Raw genomic sequence first — 22,109 nt, 5'->3', positions numbered from 1 at the left:
ATATCCGATCAAAAAAGGCGACTTTCGAGTCGCCTTTTTCCATTTCGTGACAATTAGATGTCTCGATTCTCCGCGAATTTTTCTAAACCTAAAACCAAGGCAATTGCACAGATCATCATGACAATCGCAATACCTAGCTGCGCAGGCTGAGATGTCACCGATTCGAAGTCAAATGGTGAAAGGTTTTGTTGAATCAATGGCACTTGCTCGCCTTTAGAGTTTGTACGCCATGTGAGCGTTTCTTTCCAAGGCCAAATCTTAGGTAGCGTACCGATCATCAGGCCAGTCAAAAAGACAAGAGTAAAATCACGGAAGCGCTTTAGTAGCCAAGAGAGAACGTGGGAGAAGCTCAGTAAGCCAAGCACACAGCCACTCATAAATAGTGCAATGACAGCTAAATCGAAGGATTTTACAGCGCCAAGAACAGGCGTGTACATGCCTATCAAAAGTAGGATAAAGCTGCCTGAAATGCCCGGAAGAATCATGGCGCAAATCGCGATTGCTCCCGCAATAACGATGTTGACGCTGGTCGGATCCATTTGTAGCGGTTGCAGCACAGTAATGCTGTAGGCGAATGCCACACCCAGTAACAAAAAGACAAATCGGCTAGCGGAGCGCTGCTCAATTTGTTTTAAGATATGGAACACTGACACCAAAATCAGACCAAAGAAAAACGACCAGATTGGCACAGGGTGTTCTACCAATAGCCATGAAATCAGCTTCGCTAATGTGGCAATGCTGGTAAGGACACCACCAAATAAGGCGATCAGGAAAAAGCCATTGATATGGTCAAATGCGGCTTTAAATCCATCACGTTTCCAAATTCCCAATACTTTTGGGTTAATGCGACGGATGCTTTCTAGCAAAGTGTCGTAAATGCCAGTGATGAACGCGATAGTACCACCCGATACACCAGGTACAACATCGGCTGCACCCATCGCCATGCCTTTTAGAAATGTCGAAAAATAGTTCATGCTACTCAGTAAATAAATTTAGGTGCACGGAGTATATCGATTCTGGATAAAAAAAAGTATGAAAAAATAAACTGATAGAACTGTTTATAAGAATCTAGTTTAATATTAATTTGCAAAGGTTTGCATTTTGCAATTTTCATATTGCATTTTGATAATCAAAAATTAGCCAAAAATGCGGCTGGATCATCAAATATCGCGGTTTTAAAGTTGGCACGCATTCTGCATTAATTAAATCGACCCTTTTTAAGCCGAGGGTCACCTAGCCAACTGACGTTGTTAGTGAATAACATTTGTTCACACTATATATAAGCCAATCGCCCTTTTTGCGATTGGCTATTTTTTTGCCTGAAACTCCCCAAATAACAGCTCATTAGCGTCGTTTTTCTTCACACTTTACATCTAGCCTAGGCACGTTTTTGGAGTCAATACTCGACAAATTGCTCCATTTTTATTAATAATGGCGGCTTTCTTTCGCAACTCTACCGATTTTTGTAGGGTTTTTACTGTTGAAATAGAGTGGGTATCCCACTGTTTAGAGGATTTTTTTCAATAGAGAAATGTGATTAATCGCGTTTAGGTCAGCCGCCGGGAGGCGACGACTCAGAACTTAAACGTTGAGCCAAAGGGCTCTTAACTCGTTAAGGAAGATGGGTGACACACAATGAAGAGGTTATATGAATCAGATAATTTCAATTGGACCACTAGAATCTTTCTTAATCGCCATCAGCGTTCTATTCTTAGGTCATTTTGTTAGTTCCAAACTACCCGTATTGAAAAAGTTCAACATCCCCGAGCCGATCGTAGGTGGCTTAATTGTGGCTGTTGTCATCACTTTTTTGCATTTTAACGGGGTCGATCTTCAGTTTTCACTTCCGCTGCAGAACACCTTTATGTTGATGTTCTTTAGCACCGTTGGTCTTGCTGCAAACTACACTCAGCTGATGAAAGGTGGCGCAAAGGTCTTTGTCTTTTTGGCGGTCGCATCTTTTTACATCATCATTCAAAATGGTGTTGGCGTGTCGTTGGCCACCGCGTTAGGGCTTGATCCTTTAATGGGGCTCATCGCCGGCTCTATCACTCTATCAGGTGGACATGGGACCGGTGCGGCGTGGTCGCAGACGTTTTCAGAAAACTACGGCATCAGCAACACGCTTGAAATTGCCATGGCTTCCGCGACTTTTGGTCTGATTATCGGCGGCATCATCGGTAGTCCGGTGGCTCAAAAGCTTATCGATAAAAATGGGATTGAATCCGAGTATGGTCGTGGCACTCAAACCCACGAAAGATTCCCTGAGCTCGTGACCTATAACGAGTACGAGGAAGATAAAGTCACCGCCAAGAAAGTGATTGAAGTGCTGTTTATCCTGCTTATCTGCGTGACTGGCGCGAAATATCTAGAGCAGTGGGTAAGCAGTTTTAATATCAGTTGGCTGATGATCCCTGACTTTGTCTATGCGTTGTTTATTGGTGTGTTCATTACCAATTTGCTTGAGGTGACGAAAATCCACAAGGTGGATGCAGAGACGGTTGATATTTTAGGTACGGTCTCTTTGTCATTGTTTTTAGCAATGGCGTTGATGAGCTTAAAGCTGTGGAATATTTTCGATCTGGCGGTACCATTCTTGGTGATTTTGGCCGTTCAGTCACTCGTGCTGGGTATCTTTGCGTACTTCGTAACGTTCAAAGTTATGGGGGCAAACTATGATGCTGCGGTCATTGCTGGTGGACACTGTGGCTTTGGTTTGGGAGCCACTCCGACGGCAGTGATGAACATGGGTTCTTTAGTGAACAAATTTGGCCCTTCCCCACAGGCGTTTATGGTTGTGCCTATTGTTGGGGCGTTTTTTATCGACATCGTTAACTTGATTATTTTACAGGGCTACATTTCCTTCATCGGTTAGACAGGTTTGAAGGTCAGACTGGCTTAAAAACAAAAATCCCCGCACCGTGCGGGGATTTTTCGTTTGCTAGGTTCGTAACGCGAGCTTGGTACCATCGAACTTTAGATGGCTAAGTAGCGTCTTGGCGTTGTTTCTGCCCATCTCATTGAACTGGACGCCATATCTGGCGTAGTGCATTGAGCGTTGCAAGTTACACACAGTACCAAATAGAGGTTCGAACTGAATCTGCTTGCCGTTTCGTACCTGAACGATAAGCTCAATCTCGTCACCGACTTGGAAAGGCCGACTCAAAGGCGGCGCGAAGAATCGACACCCACTTTTCGATAAATCACGGATCTCGCAATCCATCTTTCTATTTTCAGTGCTGGCTTTGGCTTCAAGGTTTACATCAAAGCGTGGCTCTTTACGTAGCTGCGATACCTGCATGTCTTTTGGCACAGACATCATCACCAATGGCATCGGCTCTTTAAGGATATGCTGGAGTTGGCTTCTAAAATGAATAATGGCGCCTTCCCCTCGTGGAGAAATAGCGCGCACTGTGGTCCAAAAACCTTCTTGAAAGTAGAAATTCAAATCTTCATCGGAGACTTTCGGAAGTTCGGCAAGAATCATGCTGTCTGAGTGAGTGCCAATAAACGCCGTTTTACAGCGAAAAGTACGGCCGACAGGTGTCGTGATACTCATGGTAAGTTCACCACCATGTTCAACCATGGCTAGGGCATCGACACTATTGACTGTGACGACATTTCTCTGTTTGTTATAAGGACTTGAAGACTGTTCCTTCATTGCCACCGCCTGAGTACTCATCTAGCCTCCATTAGCTCTGCGTGCTATGTTTGCCGCAGGTTATTATCTTTTCACGTCTAAATGCTCAGACTGATATAAATTCTATTTATGCTTGAGCGTTTGTTCAAACATCAATGTGATGATTTTTTTGAGCTATGTATCAATTTAGGAGTTTACTATGCAGCATTCCGTACTTTTCGAGCCTGAATTAGGCCAGTTTCGCGTGCATTTAGAGTCTGAACACTATGCGACCGTTAAATTCAAAATTGAGGACGGGGTGTACCAGATTACCTCAACGCGCGTGCCTGATGCTTTGCAAGGGAAAGGGTATGGCAAGGTGATGATGGAAGCGGTACTGCCCAAACTAGAAGAGTTGGATGTGAAGATTGTGCCTGTCTGCAGTTACGTGGTGCACTATTTAGATCGCCACCCTGAATGGGCGCATTTAAAAGCATGATGGAAAAAGGCCGCTATCAGGCGATTGTTAAACAGCTAGGTTTTAACACTCTTCATTGTATCGACGTATTGCAATCACTCTGGGGTGGGTATGGCGAGTTGGTTCGGTTATGGGGTGACTCGACCAGTGTTGTGGTCAAACACATCACGCTACCCAAGCCTGAACATCACCCCAGAGGTTGGAACACCGAGCTTTCCCACAAACGCAAGTTGTACTCCTATCAAGTCGAAATGAACTTCTACCAACACGTCGCTAGCCGATGCGAAGGCTATGCCACGGTGCCTCAAACCTTATTGGTGGAGCAGGGAGATAATGAGCTCCTTTTGGTGATGGAAGATCTTAGCCAAATCGGCTTTTCCCAAGTGATTCAGGAAGCCTCCAAGACCCATTTGCGTGCTGCGCTGCGGTGGTTCGCTCATTTTCATGCCCAACACATGTCGAGCAGTGTCGACGGATTGTGGCCTACAGGAACATATTGGCATCTAGACACTCGACCAGATGAGTTCGCCGCCCTGACCGATCTTCGGTTGAAACATGCGGCTGAAAAGATTGATCAGACACTGAAGCTTGCCCCTTATTCGACGCTCGTCCACGGCGATGGAAAGTTGGCCAATTTCTGTTTTGATCCAAGCGGCGAGCGAGCGGCTGCCGTTGACTTCCAATACGTTGGTAACGGTTGCGCCATGAAAGATATCGCCCTTTTTATGAGCAGCGCGGTACCGCCGGATGAGTGTGAGGCGATGGAAGAGTGGATTTTGGACGAATACTTCACGCAGCTTAGAATAGCGTTAAGTCAATATCGCCCCGAACTGGATAGTAAGGATGTGGAACAAAAGCTTCGACCTATGTTTATGGTCGCTTGGGCAGATTTTCAACGATTTGTAAAAGGGTGGAGCCCCAACCACTGGAAGATTAATGCTTATACTGAAAACCTCACTTTACGAGCACTTAAGTTTATTGAACAGTCTAGTTAAATAGTAGGAAGTTGACTAGACTTCTGTTTAATTAATCTAACACCACCTAATCTCTATTATTAAAATTAATATTATATCTAATTGAAAATGATGTTTTTTCGTCCTTGTTATTGTGGTTTACTTTCTTTTAAACTGTATTTTATGTCAGCTTTGTTATTGTTATAAAAGCACATTTTTATTCACGCTTGATTTTTATTGACCTATCTGAAAATAACTAATCTTCTGTTGTGTTTTATATTCCTAATTTTGATACATGAGGGAATATTTATAATTATCGTAAGTTTTAGATCTCAAATTATATAATCCATAAAGAAGCCTAATATATTAATTGGCATACTCCCATTCTGATTTTTTATCGAAGCAAAGCGATGACATGATGTGAATGGTGGTCTGGTAAGTCCATTTCTCTCATCCACTTTCTTCGACAAGTTCCCCCTAAATCACAGGATCTATTACTTTGGCGAGTATAGATGACACATGGAGAGTTTTATGGAGCTTAAAGGCCATTACGTCATGCGGAAAGCATTTTCGGCACTTAAGATTGCTGGAGTCGTAACTTGTTCACTGACCTTTGTTTCTCAGTCTGTTTTTGCGGCTGATGAACAGCAAGGTGGTGTTTCCGATGGGTATTATGAAGCGGTAGAAGCGAGTATTGATGAGCTTTTGACACAAAGAAAACGTTCGGCGTATTCAAGTGTCGATGGTGAGGTTAAAACAGTCCGTTCAATTGAGGTGAGTTCGACAGACGTAACCGATTTTGAACAGGTAAAACTGTTTGTTCAAATTAAAGATGGCGAAGGAGAGCATGTTGAAGGGTTAACGACTTCGGATCTCAAACTTTCGGTGAAACACCCATACGATGGAACATCGGTAGGTACGGCCGTTACTCCGACTTCCGTTGAAGAGTTAGGTGCCGTTGAAAGTCGTGCTGATATCGTATTTATCCTCGATAGCACAGGTTCTATGGGCAGTGAAATAGGTGTTGTTATCAATAACATTATTGCCTTTGTAAACCAATTAGAGAGCGACAAAGTCGATTATCGATTAGCTGGCTTCCACTATGGTGATGAAACCCCTTATCGCGGAAGAATCGCCTTTACCTCTGACTCGAATGCGTTTAAGTCATGGGTTTCAGGGCTAAGTGCTTCTGGTGGTAATGATTGGCCAGAAAACCCTCTAGATTCAGTGATCGCAAGTGGTGCGATGGACTACCGTGATGATGCGCAAAACATCGTGGTGCTCATCACTGACGCGCCAGCACACGTTGCCGGAGATGGCGGTGATAGTAATACGTCCGCGACATTTTCTGCAGCAGACCGCGCGCTCAATGGCTTGAGTTTTTTCTATTCGTCTCCTGAATCACAGTACGCCGCCCTTGGTAGCAGTTTGGGGTGGCCATTTCAGTCCTCCACGTTGCTCAGTAAACTTGGAGAAAGTATCACAGGTAAATACATTGTTGCCTTTGACGACCCAAGTGGTAAGCGCGACGGTTTGACGAGAAATTTAGTTCTTAAATCATCAACAAGTTCAGACGTGCAAGACTCGGCAAGCTATACGCCAAGCGAAGTGACTGGCACGCTGACAGGTAAAATCACCAATAACGACCCCGTTCCTCTCGAGTTGGCTGATGCGCAAATTTCGGCGGTCAACGATGAAACGGATGAGCGTGTTATCGCTTCAACTAAATCGGACGGCACATTTGAGATCGAGCTAGGCGAAGGGGATTGGACGCTAACCATAACCAAAGAACCTGATTACGCACCAATGAGTGAAACCGTTGCTGTCTCTGTGGAAGATGAGTCAGCTTCGCTAGCACCGACTACATTGGACGTTCAGCTTGCGCTCTCTACCGTCGAAGACGAAAAAGCAAGAATGCGCAAACTCGCCAATGAAGCCTCAGAATTTGGTACATGGGTTCAAAAGCCTTTTGCAGACGAAGCCTCGGACGTACTTAGCTGGCTTGACGAGATCCCTGATACCGCTGACGGCGATTCAGGACCGAGCGCAGCACAGCGTGAAGGTTTGAAACGTCTTATTGCCGCTCACCTCGTTCTTAATGAATCCAATCAACAAGTCATTCAAGATGCTCAAACAATTTCTTCAAGTGTCGTTGATGTGACCGTCGCTGTCCTCGACTTATCCGGCGTATTCAACAAACTTTCCAACTCAATGGTCTCTCTGGCGAGTAAGCTAGATACAGATGGCGCTGGTTGGTTTAAAGCAAAAACTCTTGGGTTAGTTAAGAAAATTCTAACTGGGACCGCTGCGAAACTGGACAAATGGAAAGTCAAACTGATCAACACGGTGTTAGATACCGTCGATTGGGCATTGAGCGATTACTCCTCTGCTGGACCTATCATTACGATTATCAAAGATACGATTTCAGCATCTTCAGGTGATGACAACAGCTACAAAGGTGTTGTGAGTGAAATCGTAAAGAATATGGTTGCGGCGCCATTGTCGCGTAACGTAGTTGTACCTGTTTATGCGAATGCGGTTGAACCGACAATCGATACTGTACTCTCCCGTTCGCGTTCCATCTCTACCGCCGATGTTGATGCTATGAACGCTGCCTTGTTGGCCGCGAATACTCAGCTTAAAGCGATTCAAGCGGAGTTTGCCAATCTAGAGCGAAATCTTGATACCGTGGACTCGGTAAAGCGAACCATTGGCTTGGTTAAGGGTGTAATTGAAACACTTGGTGAGCTAGATAAGGCGATGGCTGTAGTAGAGAAAGTGCCGGTTGCGACTCCTTACGTAGCTCCAATTCGACGAGCGATCATTGTCGCCCCGAGTGTCCTAACTGGCTTGGAAGGTGTGACTGGTGTGGCCAAAGGTGGTTTAGCGGGTGTCCACTTGTACGGATTATCCGATGATACTGCTTTGGGAATGATGTATGCGTATGGCGGCAGTTCGAAAAAGGCCAGCGCAATAAGAAGAGCATCGGCTGCAAAGTATGCGGTTGTACCTTATGCGATCGATACTTCGGCGTATGATTTGCTCAACAACTCAATCCAGTCGATGTTAACGGCTTTGGACAACAAGCAACTGGAGACCTTTGTTGATCTTTATGATTCAGAGTTGCTTGGTGCCATCGACAGCTATCTAGAACAGCAGGAAGTCGAGAAAGCGAAAGTAACAGCAGGTGACAAACTCGCTACTTCGACCAAACCAATCAACTATGACTTGTTGGCAACTCAAGCGCGTGATGATTATCAATCGTTACTTGAAACTTCAATGAGCGTATCGACAGGGTTGTCTGGTTTGATGTTAAGTGAGCTTATTGTACGCGAAGAGTTTGATGACTCCGCAGAGTCACTGGCGAATCGCGAACAGTTGGCACAATTGCTTTACGTTCTTCAAGATGTTGTCGCAGCAAGTTATACCAGTATGGATAATGCGTTGAGCACCGTAGAGTCAAGCCTAGGACCTGTGGTGAACATTTCGTCACTCACAAGTAATGTCAGCTCATTATCTGACGACAGTGAAAGCTTTGAAGTGATCGCGACTTTGAGCAACTCTGGCGCCAGCGATTCAGGACAAGTAACGTTGAAGCTTATCCCGCCAAAAGAGATTGTTTCAGGTGGTGACAGTGAGTTTGAAACCGCTGACCTTGTGACGGTTGTGACTCCAGAGCAAAGTCTTGCGTCAGTGCCGGCTGATAGTTCCCAGACGCTTTCTTGGACTGTGTCACTGGCGGATGGCAAATCTATTCGTTCACAAAACTATATGTTCCAAGTTGAGTCGGTTGAAGCCGAAGCCGGTACACATCTTGTTGGTAGTTCTGCATTAATACTTCCTGCGGCACCGCTAGACAGTGATGGTGATGGTCTACCCAATGAATGGGAAATCAAGCACGGCTTGAACATCGATGATGCGACTGACGCCACGAGCGATAAAGATGGAGACAAACTGAGTAACTTGGTGGAATACGAAGTTGGTTTGAACCCAAGCCTAACGGATTCAAATGGTGATGGTATCGAAGATTTAGTCACATATTTGAAGTTATTCTCGAAAGACGGCGCGATGGCGGGCGATCTCAACGAAGATAATCTAATCAACCAGGCGGATCTCGATCTTGCAGTTTTAGCGTGGGGCAAGGAGTACAGTTCTGCAGAATTTGATTCGCGAGCGGATATTAATGGTGATGGTCAGATTGATATTCGAGACCTGATGCAGATCGATCTTTACAGCAAATAGTAGTTGAGTCGTATTGCTGAAAATCAGTTCTCGACATGGAATTAGAATAAGGATTACTTAGATGAAACCGTTTTTAATTAAAAATATTGTTTCTCCCATCATTCTTACTGTGCTGCTTGCCGCGTGTGGAGGCGGCGGTGGTGGAAGTGATAGCGGAAGCGATGGCTCAGCGGCAACACCGACACCAAGCACTCCGGGAGCTTCTCCAACTAAAGCAATTAGCAGTTTTGGGCCTAAAGTTGATGGAAGTTATGCGACGGTTGCGGCGGCAACGTTTGAGGCGTCAGCGACAGAAGATGGAGCGCCATCACCATTGGCTAAAGTGAGTTTTGACGTAAGCACGGGTCAAGTGGACATCCGTGACGGAAAAAGTGTCAGAGGTTATGAGATTAGCTTTCTTCTTGCTGATGGTGTCTCTATCTCTTCCGTGAAAGATGGAGGCTTTATAGGGCTCGACGCGGGAGCAACAGAAGGAATATTGACCACAATAAGTACGACAGGTTCCGGCAATGTTGCTTTGGCAGGTGTTAAGCTTGTCGCATCAGACGGAAGTTTAGTGCCAGTGTCAATTAACTAGCCTCGGACATAACGCCTAGGCAGTGATGACTAGCTGATTGGTCGGATATACTCAGTTATGCTGGGTGTATCCGATTTTCTTTATTCAACAGGAAGCGCCAACTATGAAGAGTACGATCGCCGTTGTGGCATTTTTCGCTTTGGTGGCGACCATTGTGTACGCCATATTCGCGATTCTAGCGTTTTCCGGTGCTCCGGTTAATATATTAGAGCGGTTTGAGAAGGAAGAGTTTGATGGTTCGTTTTCGCTGCATAATTTAAGCAACAAAGAGGTATCAATTGCTGACTTAACGCTTTTGCCTGAAGCGCATATTGATTTACGCTCATTGGGAGATCGTCTCTTTGTTCGTTGGAGCGATGGTGTCTTTAAGGCGGGTAAGCCAGCTAAAGCATCAGGGGTACTTAGGCTCGAAAACTCCATTTATGGTAAGTACAGTATTGAAGTCGGACGTACACAATGGAATACGTTATTTTCTGCGCCAATTTCTGAGCAGAAATGCCACCGATACGCAGTAAAATGGCTCCACCCTATGCCAACTTCTGGGGTTATTCTGTCAATGCGAGACGAAGATAACGCGAGTTTTTATCAAAACATTCACTACGCGGAAGGTAGGGCAAATATGTATGAGCTAGAAGTTGAAGAAAATTATAAGCGTTATTCTGCCAAAGGAAGTCACTATTACTATCGATACCATTGCGCTTCTAGCGGCCAAGGTGACAGATTAACCGCTTTTGTTGATATCGCTACTCAGCTTATAAACTAATCGCGAACACCAACCTAAACCGTTATCGTCTAGGTTGGTGTTTTGTATTTAAAAGCGTAAACGCGCCATGTAGTAAGTGTCGATGTACTCCCCATCGCGGAATGAGCGTGCTTTTGCTTCTCCTTCTATCTCAAAGCCAAACTTCTTATAGCAGGCAATCGCTTTTTCATTGTCTGTGTTGACTTCAATTTGGATTCGCTTTACTTGTAACCAGTTGTCGGCAAGGTCGAGTACCGTTTCGATAAGTTTACTGCCAACCCCAATGCCTTGATACTCATCGTGAACCCCCAGACCAAAAGTGGCACAGTGGCTAATTCTAGGGCGTTGATTGTGTTCAAAACCAATGTTTCCTACCACTTTTCCATCGACTTCAGCAACAAAGCTGTATACGCCAGCGGGGATGTTTTCCAGTCGTTGGGTCCACATGGCAACCGATGGTTTTGGCAGTTGCAGCGTCTCTCTTTGAGCGCTCGGTTGCGAGTAAATGTCACAAATTGCCGCAGCATCACTGACAAGCGTAGGACGGATCAATATTTCCATAATGTTATCTCACGACGGGTTAAACATCGCTCAACCATAACTGGAAAAATTGAATTGTTAAAGTATTGTTTAAAAATAAATTTTCACTGAATAATTGTTATTTATAACGATAAGGTATCTGTGGGAGGGAGAGCGCATTGGATAATGAGGTTTTCATAAGGAAATTAAGGGAGCGAGGCTCCCTTTTACACTAAATAGTGATGTTGTTTGGGTACAACGTTATTTCGATTTACGTTGTGCGGCTTTGCGCTCAAGTTTCTCTTTGCGTCTCTGAGCGATCACTTGATCCGCTTCACCGCCAACATGCACTTCGCCACGGGCTTTCGCTAACTGAACTTGGCGCTCGCGCTCGCGAAAACGTGCTTTTTGTTCATCAGTGTGTTTATCGACACATTTCGGGCAGCTTACGCCTTTTTCGTAGGCTTCAGAGGCCATGTCTTCTAGCGTTATCGGTAAGCGACACGCGTTGCACATCTCGTAACCACTTTTCTCTAGTTTGTGGTCTACCGCGACCCGTCCGTCAAAGACGTAACAATCACCTTCCCACAAGCTCTCTTCTTCTGGCACTTCCTCAAGGTATTTGAGTATCCCACCTTCAAGATGGTAAACCTCTTCAAAGCCTTGCTCTTTCATATAGGCCGTGGACTTCTCACAACGGATGCCGCCCGTACAGAACATCGCCACTTTTTTGTGTTTTGCTGGGTCCATGTTTTGAGCAACGTAGTCAGGGAACTCTCGGAAGGTGTCTGTTTTTGGGTTTACCGCATGCTTGAATGTGCCAATCTCAATTTCGTAGTCGTTGCGAGTATCGACAACAAACACCTCAGGATCGGAGATCAAGTCGTTCCATTCGCTCGGCTTTACGTACGTGCCAACCACATGGCGAGGATCGATACCTTCGACACCTAACGTCACAATTTCTTTTTTCAGCTTTACTTTGCTGCGATTGAACGGCTGATTGGCTTCAAATGATTCTTTGTAAACAATATCCGCCAAGCGAGGATCTTGCTTAAACCAAGCAAGCAGAGCGTCGATCCCCTCTCGAGTGGAGGCCACAGTGCCATTGATGCCCTCATTTGCTAAAAGTAACGTCCCACGGATGTCGTTTTCATCCATTAACGTTTTTAGAGTGGGGCGAAGGTCAACATAATCTTCAAGTCGCACAAATTTGTACAGTGCGCACACTACGTAGTTCGTCATATTCATTCCTGTAAGCGAGCTGAATCGTAAATCCAGAGCTTTTTGTTTAATTTCGGGCTGAGTATAACCAAGTACGTGCCCCACAAATACGGACAGTTATTGGGGGTAAAGCAGCGAAAAATAGAACGCTAGTTTTTGTTTTCCAAATTATGAAAAACGTTTAGCTGGAGGAGAGTAAACGCATTAAGCCTTGCGTTTATTACTTATTGCTCCGGCGTCGATTCCATTTCAGCATAATAAGCTTCAAGCTCGTTACAGGTTTTTTCATCCAGAACATACTGACATTGAAGCATCGCGTACTCCTCTCGATCGAAGACGTAAACTTCACCATCATGCTTTAAGTGGAGTATCTTTTTGTTCGTCGTGGTTGATGAGTTAGCCATGCTACCCAACACCGCCACTGCAATACACACAACAATTATTCTTTTCATAGAGCCACCGACGTTTTTATAAGGAAGAATTCTATACGTTTTATATGTTTTTGTACGGATACCTTACATAGCGTTACAGAACGAATGCTCTAATTGAGACGGGCTTCTCAAGGTGCTCAGATATGCACTCTTTTGACTTATGTCGTACATTAAGAGGGCTTATTTGTATTAATTAATCCATGCGATTTTTCAATTAATCGTTGTCATTAAAAACTTATCGTAATACGATAAGTAATTATCTTTTAAAAATAACAATAAGGAACATTATGTTACGCTTCAGTCGTAGGAAGGGCCTGCTTGCGCTCTCTTTGTTACTTGCATTACCCAATGTTGCCACTGCTTCAGACATTCAAAATACGAGCCCTAAATGGTTAAGAGATATCGCGATGTCTCCAGACGGCGAAAAGATCGCGTTTACCTATGCTGGGCAGATATGGCTTATCAGCTCGAATGGGGGAGAAGCGACGCCATTGACCGGGAGTGATGTGTATAGTGATCACCCGGTTTGGTCTCCTGATGGTCAGTCGATTGCGTTTCAATCGAAACGGTTTGGTTCTGGTGATGTGTTCATCGTGCCCGTTACTGGTGGACAAGCGAAAAGGTTGACCTACCACTCAAGCGCCGACGTGCCATACGCATTTAGTTCTGATGGTTCAGAGGTGTTGTTCAGTTCAAGACGACTTGGTGACAGTGACGCAACGCTAAATAACGGCTTTATGGGCAATAGCAGCAAGCGCTTGTATTCCGTATCAAGCGAAGGTGGACGTGAGAAGCTGCTGTTATCAAATCCAGTGAGTGCGTTGTCAATGAAGCAGGATGGCACCGCATATCTCTACACTGATGAGCCTTCATTTGAGCAAGAGTGGCGAAAGCGAGCAGTTTCCGACGCCACTCGTGACATTTGGCGTTATGACACGCAAACGAAGCTGCATCGTAAACTCACTTCGTTTCGCGGCGAAGACAGAAATGCCGTTTGGGCGAGTGATGACTCAAGCTTTTACTATTTGTCTGAACGTTCTGGGTCATTCAATGTGTGGAAAAAGCGCATGGAGGATGGCGCTGAGCCAGAGCAAATCACCAACCATGACACCTTACCAGTTCGTTTCCTTAGTGCGAGTTTAAGCGGTGATCTCGCCTACGGTTATAACGGCCAAATTTGGCTTAAAAAAGCAGAGCAGGAAGACGCAAAACCTGTTGATGTGTTTATTCGTCAAACCTCGCTAAATCAGGGGCGACGCTTTGTGACTTTGAATCATGAAGCGACGGAAATTGCGGTCTCACCATACGCGCCTGAAGTGGCGATTGTTGCCCGTGGGGATGTGTACGTTGTGTCGCTATTATCTGGCATGACGAAACGAATTACCGACACGCCAGCGGCAGAGAGAGACATCTCATTTTCAAACGACGGCTACTCCATCATGTATGCGTCGGAGCGAAACGGTAACTGGGATGTATTCCAAAGTTATGTAAATGACACGGGGAAAAGCTTCTCGACATCGTATGATATTGTCGAAGAGCAATTGTCTGATAAACCAGTCGATGAGTTCCAGCCGCTCTATTCACCGAACGGTAAGCGCGTGTTGTATCGAGAAGATCGCAATACGCTGAAAGTGTACGATCTTGAGCAAGATGCAACGTATACATTGTTGGATAATCAAGCGCTCTATTCCTACATGGATGGGGATTTGTCGTACAGCTGGTCCCCAGATAGTGAATATGTGGCGACGCGCAACAACTCTGAGTTAGACAGTGACGTTGTTCTGATCAAAGCCGATGGTAGTGAAGCGCCGATCAATATCACTAAGAGCGGGTTTACCCAAAATCGCCCGAAATTCTCTCAAGATGGCCAAGCGGTGTATTGGTTGAGTAACGCCAATTCTACTTATGGCATTGATGGCTTCGCCCAGCAGCAAGATATCTACATCACTTACTTAAACCAGCAAGCGCAGTTTAATGCCAATAAGACCGATGAACAGCGTTGGCTTGATGAAGAGATCGCGGCAAACCAAGAGAGTGATGCTGAAAATTCGCCACCTGAGCCAACCATCATTGAAGAGAAGGGATTGAAATATCGAACTGAGCGCGTCACCGATTACTCGACGTCACCGATGTTCACTCACTTATCGGCAAACAATCAGTATATGGTGGTCATCAGTGCTGAAGGGGATAATGCGGAAATCTTTGAGATTGACCTTACAACCGGAGAGCGCACACCTCTGTTCACGCGCAGTTACTACGACGTTCGCGCTGCTGCTATGGCGCCCGATGATGAAACCTTGGTGATCATTGGTGACCAAGGCATCGAGAAGCTCAATGTTGTGGCAGCCGAGAGCGAATACATTGACTACGCAGCGCAGGCCAATTACGACTTTTCAGCCGAAGTTGGCGCCATGTTTGACCATGTGTGGCAGTTGACCAAAGTGAAGTTCTACGATCCGAACATGCACGGCGTTGATTGGGATAAGTATGGTGAGTTGTACAAACAGCAGCTTCCGGGTATTCACAACTACATTGATTTTGCTGAGCTGCTGAGCGAGCTTGCCGGTGAATTGAATGCCTCTCATACGGGCTCCCAGTTTGATGATTCGCTAAGTACTTGGGAAGAGCCGTCTTCACTCGGTCTGTTTTATGATCACAATTACCGAGGCAAAGGCGTGCGAGTAAAAGCGGTATTGGCAGGCGGACCTGCGGATACCTACCAGTCTCCAATCAAAGCGGGTAGTATCATTTACGCGGTAGATGGGGTAGAGATCGCGCCAAATCAAGACATTTACTCCCACCTCAACTTTAAGCAGGGGCGTGTCACCAAACTCAATGTATTGAAGCCGGGTGATGAATCAGCACAAGACTTTAAGCTTGTTCCAATTAGCGTTTGGCAAGAAGGGCAACTGGCTTATGATGCGTGGGTTGAGGAGCGTCAAGCGCTGACGGAAAAACTGTCGAATGGTCGACTTGGCTATGTCCACTTAGCTGAAATGGGGCCAGATAGCTTTGAGCAAATGCAGAATGATCTGTTTGGCAAGTACCGCGACAAGGAAGCGGTGGTTGTGGATGTGCGCTTCAATATGGGCGGTAACCTGACTAGTCAATTGATGGAGGTGCTTTCTGGTGTACGTCACAGCTCGATTGAAACTCGTGATGGGTATAAATTGACGTCATTCCCAGAAAGACGCTGGGCAAAACCAAGCATTATGATTGCCGATGCGAACAGCTACTCTGATGGTTCGATCACGCCTTTCTTTTATAAGCGAGAGGGGCTAGGAATGCTCGTCGGCGAACGCGTACCAGGGACGGGGACGGCGGTTATTTGGCCAAGCCTTCAAGAGTCTCGGATCAACTATGGTGTTCCGCAGTTGGGCTTCAAAGATGACAACGGTAATTGGTTTGAAAACCAAGAGATTGTCCCTGACATCTTGGTCTACAAATCGCCAGAAGATGTTGCCAAGAATAAAGACCGTCAACTTGAAGTTGCAGTGGAGGCCATGTTAGAGCAGCTCGATCAAAAACAGTGATACGCGTTGTTCGTTAAAGCTGCGAGCAAGCCATTTGTATTATCTCCCGCTTGGTGTTCCTACCAAGCGGGAGTTTGTTTTACTGAGGGATTGATTTGGACATCGAGCGATAAGTGTAGAAGGCGACAACGTCAAAAACGGTAGCCCAAATTTAGAGTTAAGGCATCACGAGTTTCGCCTTTGTTGTACATAAACGTCAGGTTGTAGTTTCGACCGATTTGCTTGTTAAATCCAACAATGTAAGCCCACTTATTCAAGTCAACGCCAATATCGTAATCAAACTCTATGTCTCCGGTTTTGACGTGCCCCTCCATTCTCGGTTCAAGCCCTTGGTATTCGGCGCCGACAAAAAGTTGCGTGCGATAATCAACCAGCTGATAGCCAATCATAGGTTGAATGGTGGTAATTGGATCCCCCCATTCTGTCGCGCCTTTAAGTCGGGTTTGAGAAATCGTGCCTGTAACGGAGGCAAAAAACTCTCGATAGCCAACAGAAAGTGTCGTACCAACACCGCGTAAATCATACTCTAGGTGTAAGGGTACGTTGACTCTTGCGCTGTGGCATAACGCGCCTACGCTTTCGCTATCACAGAATCGGTCACCTAAGCCTGGGAGTTTGTCGTTCAATCTGTCTTGGATGAACTCACCTGCAGCGCCAGTATATTGGGCATCGACATTTGCATCGACGTTAATTTTGCCGATGTATCCAAACACATTCCAAAAAGGCAGGATGTTCACATCTCCACGGATGTTCAGGCTCTCGGCGTTGACCGAGCCAATGGAATCTTCGGGATCAAAGAGATCATTGAGCCTGACCCCATCGATAGTAAAATCATTAAAGGGAATATTCATGTTTTGGTTTCGATACGCCACTGATACCCCGTAAGGAAGGGGGAGGTCAATTCCCTTTCGTCTTATCATGTCGCCCATTAGCGGAAAGACGCGGTCCAGTTTAACGCTCACTTCCCGAATACGTGGATCGGACACTTCGCTGAGCCTTGCTTGATTGATGATGTCTACGCCGCGCTCTTCACTATACAGGGCGATAGGCTCAGCAACAGAAGTAACATGAATCGGTTGATTCTTCTTGGTGCCGTTAATGTCGATCGCCTTTTTGCTTAGAATTAGCTTACCGCTGTCTAATGTGGCAAAAGTGATGGTTTGGCGATAGCTTTCAACTCGATAGTTGTCAAAGTCAAATGGCTTCGAGTTGGTTATGGTCATGCTTTGAGGAACGCCATCCTTTACAGTGATATTGACGCGCATGAAGCGAAAATAAGCGATGTCTTGCGGTAAACCATATTTGGAGTAATTGAAGCTCACTACGTTGCTGCCATCCGGCATGTCTGTGGCTGTGATGCTATTTGGGTCATAGCTTTGCGCGTAATCACGCAATCGGTATTCTGTGCGAGTGTTACGTTCAATTTCGCTGATCGCGTCGTCTCGTTCATCCAGTTCATTTGGGTTGTATTTGATGCGCAAATCGATGTTCCCTTTCGTATCGGTATCCTTAACTAAGAAGACCCGAGATTTCCGCACTTCGTCACCGATAGTGATTTGGCGCTCGACGTGTTCGACGAGATGCTCTCCTGCGGTAAGCGAGCTCAATCCTAAGCGTGGTAAATCATCGTCGATGCCATAGCGAGCAAAAATATCCTGACCACGAGCCATGATTTCTGAGTAGGTTTGAATGCCATTAGCCTCTTGCGGTTGTTCTGTGCCAAGGCTGTCAAAACTCACGAGTGAGCTGATAAGTGCAGTGAGTAAAATCGGTGTATTTGCTAGTGCACGCATAGATGTTTCGTTCCCAAGCCATCGACTCTCACCCCTATGAAAATGCGATGGTTTACTAATCACAGATCCGCCTTGTTCTGTGTCGCTGTATTCATGCCCCACGCCAAATACGTGGGCTTGGCAAAGATTTTATCGTCGAACACCGCGCGCTAATAATCAGGTTTGGAGGACGTGATCCTACCGAATTGGTGTTGGCGTGATGGATCTCGCTGATTGGGCAAAAACCAAAAAAGCCTGCGTTTTCACGCAGGCCATGGAGGACAGTAGGACAGGTTAGACGAGAGTGTTATAGATACACTTTGTAGTTAAACCATACGCGATTCTCGTTGATGTCGACGTGTTTACTGCTCGATTCCATGCTGCCAGAGGTGTTTTCAAACTTAACTTGACCCCAACGGGTTTTATCCGAGCTCAGTGGGGTTGCTGCCATTAAAGTCGTTTTCACCGTGGTCGAGTCGATGTCACCGCTCAAGTATGTCACCTCTGGGTATAACGCTAAGAAAGTACCATCTTGGCCGGTTTTCCATACCGCGTATGCTGCGCCCATTCCACCAACTAGGCTATCGTCAGTGACGTTAAACGCACTCATTGATTGGTCAGAATAAGTCCCGGTTAGAGCGCCAACACGTGCAAAAAACGTTAGTGAGTCAATTGGGGTGCGGAAAATTGAAATGGCACCGAGTGCGGCCGTGGTTGCCGTGTCATTATCGACAACATCAAGCGAGACAGCGACACGTGGCGAGACCGAGTTACCAGTATTGAATACATGGAAGTACTGGAAGCGACTATCACTGTACTCGCCTTCTTTGTTCATTGTTCCTTCTAGCGAGAACATCGACTCCATACCATTTTCGTATTGGTAAGAGATAGACCCAGAGGCTTTAACGTCGCCATTATTGCTTGCACCGACATAAAAAGTTGAGTAGGCGCGAGTCATATCTGATGCGTCAAGTGCTTCGCTGTTTGCATTGTCTGCAGCGTGAGCGCCTGCAACTAGCGTAGTGCCGATAAGAGTGGTTAAAAGTGCTTTTTTAAAATGGTTCATAGTGTAGATTCCACAAGTTGTTTTGATTGGGTATGTGGAGATTTTATGAGGGTATTTGAAAGCGAGTTAATCGCATATGATGGATGAAATCCTACAAAGTGAGCGTAATAGCGTAGTTATGATGATTAATCAGAGACGTTTCCTCGAAAGGTGAATAAATCAGAGTACGGTATGAAATAGAAACAGCCTTGGCGAGAACCAAGGCCGTGGCATTAAGGACGCTCAGGGCATCGACGCAGCGGCAAGTGATTATTTATCGAACGCGACCTTCGTTTTACAGGGTGTAAGTAGATCGGAAACAAGTTTGGCTATCGCCAGAATAATCAATACATAGACCAGCATCATCAGCGGCATTTCGATAGTATAGTAAGGCGTGAGGTTCAACGCGCTGGAGGATAGTACCAACAGCAAGTTAACCCCGAGCACGCGAAAAATCCCCAATCGCACAGTATCGAACACCTTCCAAATAGCCACAATGTTAATGAAGTAAAACGCGAGCAGCTGCCACAACTCAGTGAAGGATGGCATGATGAGTGAATACTGCAGTAAGTAGAATCCGCCCAAGCCAACAGCACCAAAGAACGCATCTCTAATCGCACTGGTGGGTAGCGGGGGAAGATTGGTGGCAAAGATGCCGGCAATCATTGGGAATATAAAGCCGCCAGGTACAGGAAGGTAGACCCACGCCAATATGCAGGCCAGAAAGGTACTGGTCCCTTGCAGCACTTTTCTCCAATCGTCTTTAAGATGCTGCTTTAGGCTGCGTTGTCTTAACGAAGGTTTATGACTTGAATAACGCTGGGCCATATTAAGTAAGGCTGCAGGTAGCAGAGGCTCAGTCGGCGGCGTTTTCCACGTCGATACAAGATTATGCTCAATGTCTGCGAGGTAATTGGCCAACTCACTAGGTCTATGGTTGAGGCTATCAATAATGTGCACAATCACATCGACTTCTCTCACTCTTTCTAACCACTGGTGCTGATAATACTGCAAGTCGTAGCTGCCATGATTCGGCAGCTCGAGCAAGTGATGAAGTTGACTGACACTGTGCTGAATATGCGCAATGGTCTCGCTACTTAGCCTGCCATTATGATAGTGATTGAGCGCTTGCTGTAATTTGGCATGTAACTGCCAATAACGACGTGAAAATACCGTCTCAGTGCTAACCGGCCAAATTAGCCGATATATGAAGGTAAATACACCAATTCCCAGTAAGGTTTCTTGTAACCTTAGGATGATGTAGTCAAAGGTATTTAAGCTGTCGAAGCCTCCCATACAGCAGATGATGGTACAGACGGTGTAGCCTTGAACAAAGATATAGCCGCGCTTTTCATCGCTCGCCATAAACAAGCTGGCGGCAAGCAGCAAAGCATAGAACACGACAAATAAAACTGGGTCTTGAGAAAAATAGCTAATCAAAAACAGTGCGTAACCCGCGCCCATCAAAGCGCCGAGCACTCGATTCTGTCCTTTTTGCAAAGAGTGTGCGAACGTTTCGTTCAGTGCCAGAACAGCGGCGGTGATGCCGGCCCAGTAGGGTTTATCCCACTCAAACCAGATGGCAAGACAAAGGGCAATGACGATCGCCAACGCCGCTTTAAGCGCTTCTTTTGTCGACTGATTGAGCATTATGACCCCTTATTGCTTAATGATTTTTATCGATGCCGTCATGCCAACACGTAACTGCAAGTTTTTGGGTTTTTCTTTTAATGTCACCTTAACGGGAATGCGCTGAGCCAGTCGAATCCACTGAAAATTCGGGTTCACATTTGGTAGCAGTTCACTGCCTGTTATGCCGTCTTGCTTGGCGATGCCGTAGCCAATGCTGCTCACTTCTGCTGCTAAAGGTTTGTCTGGGTCGATAAGCAAGGTCACGAATGCTTTGTCATTGGGATCCACGCCTTCTAGGTCGGTTTCTTTGAAATAGCCCTCTACCCAGAAACTATTGGCATCAATCAGCGCAACAACCGGACTGTTGGCGACAACCTGAGAGCCCACCCGCAAATGAAAATTACTAATGAACCCATCGGTTGATGCGTAGACTTTGGTGTAATCAAGGTTGAGTTTGGCCTCTTCAACCATGGCTTTTGTTAGGTTTAAGTTAGCTCTAGCCGAGTCGACCGCGTTGTTCAAGTTGTTGAGCGTGAGCGTCGCAACAGAGCCTGGAGTCCGGCTTTGTAGCGCGAGCGCACGCTTTTCTTCATTGAGCGCTTTATCGAGGGCGGCTTGGGCTTGTTGTTGAGATGCAATGGCTTTGTGATATGCCGCTTGGTACAAGCTGTCATCGATTTCAAACAGCAGATCGCCTTTTGTGACCCGACTGTTGTCTGAGATATGAATGGCGGTCACTTGGCCAGTGACACGAGGTGTAATCGAAACGATATAGGCACTGACGCGACCATCGCGTGTCCACGGATTTTGCGTGAATATCGAATAAAAGTTGGCGATCACGGCTCCAGCCCCCAGTACTAGGATCAGAGTCACCAAATAGCGCTTAACCATTTTCTTCCCCTTATTAAACAATCGAAATAACTTGGCTGATCACGCCAGTAAAAATCACAAACAGACATATCTCCGCCAGAGTCGGGTGAGAAATGTATTGATAGAGCCCAGTTTTGACGGACATATTGGTGGTTAGCAGGGTAAGCCCGTACGCAAGGGCTGCAACTAATAGCAGTGGCGTGAAATAGACTTCACCCCAAGCGATTTCGTGAGGGATAGCGTGCATAAATGATCTCTGTATAGCGTCTTTTCCGAGAGATTAACTGCGCTTGGTGTAATTCAACACTCGCATATGTAGGGTCGTATCCATCAACCCATAAGAGATTGGTGACTTCGGTGTAATCAATAAATAAAGAGATGCTCAGAGCGGCTCAATAAACATTAATGTCGCACTTATTATCTGAAATCGGGATTGATGATTCGAATATGTAGGGTTTGGTCCTTCATATGCGAT

At 45.9% G+C, this 22,109-nt stretch carries 17 protein-coding genes; 7 read left to right on the top strand and 10 right to left on the bottom strand.

Annotation, left to right across the window (positions count from 1 at the left end; translation table 11 throughout):
• Positions 1-53 precede the first annotated feature (53 nt).
• A complete protein-coding gene (locus RJ47_RS17875) occupies positions 54-974 on the bottom strand; it encodes a DUF368 domain-containing protein (RefSeq protein WP_005469650.1) in 921 nt (306 codons plus the stop codon).
• A gap of 674 nt (positions 975-1,648) precedes the next feature.
• On the opposite strand from RJ47_RS17875, the gene gltS reads away from it, so the two are divergent.
• The gene (gene gltS, locus RJ47_RS17870; RefSeq protein WP_039485819.1) at positions 1,649-2,875 is read left to right on the top strand and encodes a sodium/glutamate symporter; all 1,227 of its coding nucleotides are present in this window, start codon (positions 1,649-1,651) and stop codon (positions 2,873-2,875) included.
• A 66-nt stretch (positions 2,876-2,941) separates the two neighbouring features.
• Here the strand turns inward: gltS and RJ47_RS17865 are convergent, their stop codons facing one another.
• A complete protein-coding gene (locus tag RJ47_RS17865) occupies positions 2,942-3,682 on the bottom strand; it encodes a flagellar brake protein (protein ID WP_005469575.1) in 741 nt (246 codons plus the stop codon).
• A 157-nt stretch (positions 3,683-3,839) separates the two neighbouring features.
• Here RJ47_RS17865 and RJ47_RS17860 point away from each other — a divergent pair, with 157 nt between their 5' ends.
• From RJ47_RS17860 to RJ47_RS17840, 5 genes are all read left to right on the top strand, one after another.
• Positions 3,840-4,118, top strand: a complete 279-nt coding sequence (locus RJ47_RS17860; protein ID WP_038212558.1) for a GNAT family N-acetyltransferase — start codon at positions 3,840-3,842, stop codon at positions 4,116-4,118.
• Positions 4,097-5,092 (top strand): ecdysteroid 22-kinase family protein, encoded by a 996-nt coding sequence (locus RJ47_RS17855; RefSeq protein ID WP_231565970.1) that lies wholly within the window; start codon positions 4,097-4,099, stop codon positions 5,090-5,092. The genes RJ47_RS17860 and RJ47_RS17855 overlap by 22 nt, the downstream gene beginning before the upstream one ends.
• Positions 5,093-5,581: 489 nt before the next feature.
• The gene (locus RJ47_RS17850) at positions 5,582-9,292 is read left to right on the top strand and encodes a VWA domain-containing protein (protein WP_039485814.1); all 3,711 of its coding nucleotides are present in this window, start codon (positions 5,582-5,584) and stop codon (positions 9,290-9,292) included.
• Positions 9,293-9,353: 61 nt separating this feature from the next.
• Positions 9,354-9,869, top strand: a complete 516-nt coding sequence (locus tag RJ47_RS17845; RefSeq protein ID WP_005469777.1) for a hypothetical protein — start codon at positions 9,354-9,356, stop codon at positions 9,867-9,869.
• 103 nt (positions 9,870-9,972) lie between these two features.
• On the top strand, positions 9,973-10,632 hold the full coding sequence (locus RJ47_RS17840) for a hypothetical protein (protein WP_039485811.1): 660 nt from the start codon (positions 9,973-9,975) through the stop codon (positions 10,630-10,632).
• Positions 10,633-10,680: 48 nt separating this feature from the next.
• On the opposite strand, the gene RJ47_RS17835 is transcribed toward RJ47_RS17840, so the two are convergent.
• The 3 genes from RJ47_RS17835 to RJ47_RS17825 form a co-directional block, all read right to left on the bottom strand.
• A complete protein-coding gene (locus RJ47_RS17835; protein ID WP_038187380.1) occupies positions 10,681-11,172 on the bottom strand; it encodes a GNAT family N-acetyltransferase in 492 nt (163 codons plus the stop codon).
• Positions 11,173-11,391: 219 nt separating this feature from the next.
• Complete coding sequence (locus tag RJ47_RS17830) at positions 11,392-12,372, bottom strand: rhodanese-related sulfurtransferase (RefSeq protein WP_039485808.1); 981 nt, start codon at positions 12,370-12,372, stop codon at positions 11,392-11,394.
• Positions 12,373-12,575: 203 nt separating this feature from the next.
• Positions 12,576-12,803, bottom strand: coding sequence for a hypothetical protein (locus RJ47_RS17825; RefSeq protein WP_156143343.1), 228 nt, complete (start codon positions 12,801-12,803; stop codon positions 12,576-12,578).
• 266 nt (positions 12,804-13,069) lie between these two features.
• Here RJ47_RS17825 and RJ47_RS17820 point away from each other — a divergent pair, with 266 nt between their 5' ends.
• A complete protein-coding gene (locus RJ47_RS17820) occupies positions 13,070-16,315 on the top strand; it encodes a S41 family peptidase (protein ID WP_039485804.1) in 3,246 nt (1,081 codons plus the stop codon).
• Between the two features lie 131 nt (positions 16,316-16,446).
• Here RJ47_RS17820 and RJ47_RS17815 read toward each other — a convergent pair whose 3' ends face one another.
• The 5 genes from RJ47_RS17815 to RJ47_RS17795 form a co-directional block, all read right to left on the bottom strand.
• A complete protein-coding gene (locus RJ47_RS17815; protein ID WP_231565974.1) occupies positions 16,447-17,985 on the bottom strand; it encodes a hypothetical protein in 1,539 nt (512 codons plus the stop codon).
• A 409-nt stretch (positions 17,986-18,394) separates the two neighbouring features.
• The gene (locus RJ47_RS17810) at positions 18,395-19,153 is read right to left on the bottom strand and encodes a hypothetical protein (RefSeq protein WP_039485797.1); all 759 of its coding nucleotides are present in this window, start codon (positions 19,151-19,153) and stop codon (positions 18,395-18,397) included.
• Positions 19,154-19,402: 249 nt separating this feature from the next.
• On the bottom strand, positions 19,403-20,782 hold the full coding sequence (locus tag RJ47_RS17805) for an FUSC family protein (RefSeq protein WP_052237984.1): 1,380 nt from the start codon (positions 20,780-20,782) through the stop codon (positions 19,403-19,405).
• A 9-nt stretch (positions 20,783-20,791) separates the two neighbouring features.
• A complete protein-coding gene (locus RJ47_RS17800; protein ID WP_039485795.1) occupies positions 20,792-21,655 on the bottom strand; it encodes an HlyD family secretion protein in 864 nt (287 codons plus the stop codon).
• A gap of 13 nt (positions 21,656-21,668) precedes the next feature.
• A complete protein-coding gene (locus tag RJ47_RS17795; protein WP_039485793.1) occupies positions 21,669-21,881 on the bottom strand; it encodes a DUF1656 domain-containing protein in 213 nt (70 codons plus the stop codon).
• Positions 21,882-22,109 lie beyond the last annotated feature (228 nt).

It is taken from the genome of Vibrio sinaloensis, from assembly GCF_000808535.1.
Classification (GTDB): Bacteria; Pseudomonadota; Gammaproteobacteria; order Enterobacterales; family Vibrionaceae; genus Vibrio; species Vibrio sinaloensis_D.
Note: the sequence above shows the minus strand (reverse complement) of the source record. Positions and strands in the feature narration are given on the sequence as shown.